Annotated in this window: 4 protein-coding genes; 3 read left to right on the forward strand and 1 reads right to left on the reverse strand. The window is 44.4% G+C overall.

The features are described from left to right. Window positions 1-954: UDP-glucuronic acid decarboxylase family protein (locus ACEW8S_RS20390; protein ID WP_373519949.1), on the reverse strand; the 954-nt coding region annotated here is incomplete at its 3' end. Window positions 955-1185: 231 nt separating this feature from the next. Between ACEW8S_RS20390 and ACEW8S_RS20395 the strand changes: the two genes are divergently transcribed. From ACEW8S_RS20395 to ACEW8S_RS20405, 3 genes are all read left to right on the forward strand, one after another. Next, a complete protein-coding gene (locus tag ACEW8S_RS20395; protein WP_373519950.1) occupies window positions 1186-2583 on the forward strand; it encodes a nucleotide sugar dehydrogenase in 1398 nt (465 codons plus the stop codon). After that, the gene (locus ACEW8S_RS20400; RefSeq protein WP_373519951.1) at window positions 2580-3599 is read left to right on the forward strand and encodes an NAD-dependent epimerase; all 1020 of its coding nucleotides are present in this window, start codon (window positions 2580-2582) and stop codon (window positions 3597-3599) included. Before ACEW8S_RS20395 ends, ACEW8S_RS20400 begins: the two co-directional genes overlap by 4 nt. 483 nt (window positions 3600-4082) lie before the next feature. Then, window positions 4083-5149, forward strand: a 1067-nt coding sequence (locus ACEW8S_RS20405) for a DNRLRE domain-containing protein (RefSeq protein WP_373519952.1), incomplete at its 3' end; no start/stop codon positions are given.

Consider the following 5149-nt stretch of genomic DNA (forward strand, 5'->3'; position numbering starts at 1 on the left):
GTCCTTTTTATACAGTTCCTCTTCGGGAAGGGATTTGAAATACTCGTAGGTCATTTTCATTCCGTCGGCACGGGATACCTTGGGTTCCCAACCCAAAAGCTCCTTGGCCTTTGAGATATCGGGCTGGCGTTGCATCGGGTCATCTTTGGGCAAGGGTTCATAAATGATCTTTTGATCGGTACCGGTAAGCTTGACTATTTCCTCCGCAAAATCCCTTATCGTAATCTCATGGGGGTTGCCAATATTTACCGGAAGGGCATAATCGCTCAGTAACAAGCGGTAGATACCTTCGATCTCGTCATCGACATAGCAAAACGATCGCGTCTGGCCGCCGTCTCCGAAAACAGTAAGATCTTCTCCCCGAAGTGCCTGACCGATAAATGCCGGAATCACCCGCCCATCGTTTAGGCGCATTCTAGGCCCATAGGTGTTAAAAATACGGACAATACGGGTTTCGACCCCATGAAAACGGTGGTAGGCCATGGTTATGGATTCCATAAACCTTTTGGCCTCGTCGTAAACACCCCGCGGGCCGATCGTATTTACGTTACCATAGTAGTCTTCCGTCTGTGGATGCACCAAGGGATCACCATAAATCTCGGAGGTGGAAGCAATCAAGATCCTAGCCTTTTTTTCCTTGGCAAGACCCAAAAGATTATGTGTACCCAAAGCGCCCACCTTTAAAGTCTGAATTGGAATTTTTAAATAATCTATAGGACTGGCCGGGGATGCAAAGTGCAGAATATAGTCCAGTTCACCCGATATATGTACAAATGTGGTGACATCATGGTGATGGAATTCGAAATTTTCGAGTTTAAAAAGATGTTCCAAATTTCTCAGATCGCCAGTGATCAGGTTGTCCATGGCGATGACGTGATAGTCTTCCTTAATAAAACGGTCGCAGAGGTGGGATCCCAAGAATCCGGCCGCTCCTGTAATGAGAATTCTTTTCAAAGTATATTGGTTTTATAGGATTGCGGCCACGAAGATAAAAACAAACATTGGAACTCTACCTCACCTACCCCAAAATACTATATTATGTGTAAGAACCTAGATGAAATGCCTGCAAGATAATTATTCGTACCAATTAGCTATAAATCCATCTTTTTAACGACAAAACGGCTATTATACTAAGTTATTTAGTAATCTTTGCATCTTGAAAATTTGAAAACTAACATTTATATCGTGAAAAAAGTCAGTAAAATCTGTTGTATCGGTGCCGGTTACGTCGGTGGACCCACAATGTCGGTAATCGCGGACCAATGCCCAGAAATACAAGTAACCGTAGTCGACATTAACCAAGAACGCATCGACCGCTGGAACGATAAGGATCTGGATAAACTACCCATATACGAACCTGGTCTAAAGGAAATTGTAGGCGCCAACCGCGGCAAAAACCTATTTTTCTCGACGGAAGTGGACAAAGCCATCGATGAGGCCGAAATCATATTTATATCCGTAAATACCCCGACCAAAACCTATGGAAAGGGTAAAGGCCAAGCGGCCGACCTTAAGTTTGTAGAACTTTGTGCACGAAACATTGCCAAGGTCGCCACCACCGATAAAATAGTTGTAGAAAAATCGACGCTCCCCGTTCGAACGGCCAGTGCGATAAAAAGTATTCTCGAAAATACGGGCAACCAGGTGAATTTTGAAATTTTGTCCAATCCCGAATTTTTGGCCGAGGGTACCGCCGTTAATGACCTTTTAAACGCAGATAGGGTGCTTATCGGTGGCGATGACACTCCTTCGGGTCAAGAGGCCAAAGATACATTGAGCGCAATTTACGCCCATTGGCTTCCGAAAGAACGCATTTTACAGACCAACGTATGGTCTTCAGAGCTTTCTAAATTGGTCGCCAATGCCTTTTTGGCCCAGCGCGTGTCTTCCATTAATGCGATTTCCGCGCTATGTGAACGAACGGATGCGAATATTGCGGAAGTTTCCCGCGCCATCGGCACCGATAGCCGGATAGGATCGAAATTCCTGAACGCCTCGGTAGGCTTCGGTGGTTCGTGTTTTCAAAAGGATATCCTTAACCTCGTCTATATCTCCCGAAGTTTCGGCCTTCAGGAAGTGGCGGATTATTGGGAGCAGGTCATTATCATGAACGACTACCAGAAAAAACGTTTTGCCGATCATATTATCGCTACCCTTTACAATACGGTTTCGGGCAAGAAAATTGCGTTCTACGGATGGGCTTTTAAAAAGGACACCAACGATACCCGCGAATCGGCAGCGATTTACGTAGCCGACGCCTTGTTGGAAGAACGGGCCGAAATCACGGTCTATGATCCAAAAGTTTCGGAAGAACGTATTTATGCCGATCTGGATTATTTGGAAACAAGGTCCCCCGAAGAGAACCGGAGACTTTTGAAGGTAGTCAAAGAACCGATGCAAGCAGCAGAGGAGGCCCACGCGATAGCCCTCTTAACCGAATGGGACGAATTCAAGACCTACGATTGGGATACCATTTACGAAAAAATGCTAAAACCGGCCTTTGTGTTCGATGGTAGACGTATGCTATCCAAAGAAACTATGGAAAAAAAAGGATTTCAATATTATAAAATCGGACAATCGTGAAAATACTCGTGACCGGCGCCGCCGGGTTTATAGGATACCATTTGTGTGAAGCCCTTTTAAAAAGAGGTTTCGAAGTTTTGGGATTGGATAACCTAAACGACTATTACAGCGTTGACCTAAAATTCGACCGGTTGAAGCAGTTGGGGATTTCACGAAAGGATGCGGAAATTTTCAACGAAGCTTGTTCCGGTTCTAAACATACCGATAAATTTACCTTTGTGCGGATGAATCTAGAAGACCGTAAGGCCTTGCCCCGGTTGTTCGAACAGTCAACCATTGCCGTGGTATGTAATTTGGCGGCACAGGCCGGGGTTCGCTACAGTCTTGAAAATCCCGAGACCTACATCGACAGTAATATTGTCGGTTTCCTGAACCTGTTGGAATGTTGCCGTAATTTTAAGATCAAGCATTTAGTTTATGCCAGCAGTTCAAGTGTCTACGGGTTAACCGAGAAAATTCCGTTTTCGACAGAAGACAATGTAGACCATCCGATAAGTCTGTACGCCGCCAGTAAAAAGAGTAATGAACTGATGGCGCATACGTATAGCCACCTCTTTGATTTACCCACGACCGGACTGCGCTTTTTCACCGTTTATGGGCCTTGGGGCCGACCTGATATGGCCATTTTTCTCTTTACCGACGCCATTATGAACGATCGGCCTATTCAGGTGTTCAACCACGGCAAAATGGAAAGGGACTTTACCTTTGTCGATGATATTGTCGAGGGCGTCGCCCGCATTATAGAAAAGCCCGTCACGGATAGAAAGCCTTACGAAATCTATAATATTGGTAACAACAACGCCGTAAAGCTTTCCGAATTTATCGAAGCAATCGAACACCATATCGGCAAAAAAGCGGAAAAAGAAATGTTGCCCATGCAACCTGGTGATGTTGCACGTACTTGGGCGAATGTCGACAGCCTTATTGCAGATTATGATTATAGGCCGAACACTTCGGTAAACGATGGGGTTCGAGCATTTGTTGCATGGTATCAGCAGTATTATAAGAGAAATTGAAATTTTCCAATCTATTTACAAAATTGAAAAAGTGTCCTCTACTATGAATTGGAAGGCAAACCACAGTACCTTTTAAAGTGCATTTAACATACTAATTTTCTATACCGTCTTCTAGCTGGACTTTCAGAAGTCCGGCTTTTTTTGTTTATACTTTCGTTGATTAAAATCCCATCCTTCCCGCAACCCTTCCCAACAATTCCTGCAATTCATCGAATATTTCGTTAATTTTTAGTTAAAACTGCGTTCTTCCTAATCTTTTGTTAACTCTCTTCTCGTAACAAATAGGGTAGTTCAACGATTTTATTTGTATTTCATCGTACAATAATTTTAAAAAAAAACGTTAGAGATGTTGGTAAAGTAAATGATATTTCTATTTTTGCAATTCAAAATGATGTATTTCACCGATTAAAACTGTATTTCACCGATTTAAAAAATCCCCGAAACGTTTAAAATTTTCATCCTGTACAATTCATTGACCCACTTATGAAATTCCACCCCACCCCTACTTCCCCCAGACTACTGTACTTTATGCTCATCTCTTTTATGATTATCATATCCTGTACCAAGGACAATGAGATGTTCGAAAGTACGGTTTTGGCCGAATCGTCAACAACCGATGAAGAACAGACTACAGAAACCACTGCAGAGGAAAAACCCGACCCAATAACAGAGGAAAACGTCCTAGAGGATGAGCCCATAGATGCCATAGTCGAGAAAATTTACGAGACCCGTACTACTATCTTTCCGGCAATCCATGATGCCCACGTACAAGGAGACACCGGATTCAACCAAACTATCGTTCGGATTCAAGAAGGTTTTAGAACCAGCTACCTCATGTTCGATCTTAGTCCCATTGATTCCATTGGTGGTACAGTGAACACTACCAACCTTGAATTTACTATAGATAGCGACGACGGTAACGGTACCATTTCGGTCTTTAAGGCCATTTCGAACGACTGGTCCGAAGAAAAACTAACCGCCAAGACAGCACCCGAAACCGAGGTTTTAGTCGGTGAACTGGCCACCCGCTACCAAGTTGGTCAAACCCAAGAGGTCGCCCTTGACACGGCTTTTGTACGTAACGAAGTCCTGACCTTGATACTGACCCACGAGCAAGGCAACGACCTAGCTTTCGCCTCCAAAGAAAACCCGAATGGAAAAGGACCTGCACTTGTGGTAACCTATAACGCCCCTCAAGATGCCGAAGCCATTGTTTTTGATGATGAAGTCGAATTGGAGCTTCAAGCCGATATAGCGACCGATGACACCAAAACTTCCACGGAAGATACCCCGGAAGAAAACACGGTAAATGAGGAATCTACGGATACAGAGGAAGAAACTACGGTAGAAGAAGCTACCGAGGAAAATGCAACGGAAGAAGAGACCACGAAAGTGGATGCTGCTGAAGAAGAAACAGCAGAGGAAACAGAAGAAGAATCTACAGTAGAAGAAGCAACCACCGAGGAAGCAACCACCGAGGAAGCAACCGCCGAGGAAGCAACCGCCGAGGAAGCAACCGCCGAGGAAGCAACCGCCGAGGAAGCAACCGC

Origin of the sequence: Pricia sp. (assembly GCF_041745955.1) — a bacterium.
Classification (GTDB): Bacteria; Bacteroidota; Bacteroidia; order Flavobacteriales; family Flavobacteriaceae; genus Pricia.